The organism is Methanobrevibacter cuticularis, assembly GCF_001639285.1.
In the GTDB taxonomy this organism is placed as follows: Archaea; Methanobacteriota; Methanobacteria; order Methanobacteriales; family Methanobacteriaceae; genus Methanobaculum; species Methanobaculum cuticulare.
Map to the genome: position 1 here is coordinate 1 of NZ_LWMW01000028.1, position 1,179 is coordinate 1,179.

Below are 1,179 nucleotides of genomic sequence, written 5' to 3' on the forward strand. Positions count from 1 at the left end.
AATAAATCAGAACCAGAACTATCACTAGAACCATTCAAATACACAGTGTAGTTGAAGCTTAATAAATCACCAACAGAATAATTACCACTTAAATCAGTCGTATTAGTAATATTAAGCACATAATAATTGTTAACAGTTACATTAGTTGTTGATCTTAAGCCATTATAGCCATAGTAATTATAATCACCATTTACACTATTCGATAGAGTACTGGACCTTATGGGGTCAGATTGGTTAAGAAATACATTGTAATTTACTCTTACACCAGGAGTTTGAACACGAATCACACCATATACATCACGATTGTTTGCAACAACATTACTTTTAATATTAACGTTCATAGTACCATTAGTACCACTAGAAACTAATATTGCTGATCCTCCATTATAAGTTACACTATTACCAATGAATATTGAGTTATCTACGTTGGCTTTAGTACTACCATTAGCACCAGAAGTTATATATACTGCTCCTCCACTATAAGTGGCATTGTTGTCTGTGAATATGCAACCAGTTATATTAGCATTAATAACACCATTATTTCCATTGGTTATTCGAACTCCTGCACAGTTTGTTGCATTGTTATTTGTGAAAGTGGTGTTGATTATATTAATGTTAAATATACTAGGAACAGATGTACCAGTTGTAGTTACATGTATTCCTCCTGCATTAGTTGCGTTATTACCTGTGAAAATAGAGTCAGTAATATTAGCACTAGAACTCTCAATATATATTGCTCCACCATTATTATTTGCAGTATTGTTGCTGAAACTAGAACTAGTTATATCGAGTTTATCATTATAAATATTTAATGCTCCACCATTATTATTTGCAGTATTGTTACTGAAACTAGAATCGGTTATATTAACATTACTATTAGAAATACCGATGGCTCCACCATTACTATTTGCAGTATTGTTATTGAAAGTAAGGTTTGTTATATTAACATTAGAGATAGAACCAAGATAATTAGAAATACCGATGGCTCCACTATCCCTATTTGCAGTATTGTTACTGAAACTAGAACTTGTTATATTAGTATTTTTGATACTTCTGTCATTAAGAATATATATTGCTCCACCATTACTATTTGCAGTATTGTTACTGAAACTAGAACTTGTTATATTAGTATTTCCAGTACAATTATTATAAACGACTGAATATATTGCTCCACCATTA

1 pseudogene is annotated in these 1,179 nt (G+C 31.0%); it reads right to left on the reverse strand.

The window, feature by feature from the left end:
• A pseudogene (locus tag MBCUT_RS00865) lies at window positions 1–1,179 on the reverse strand (hypothetical protein); the annotation flags it as partial.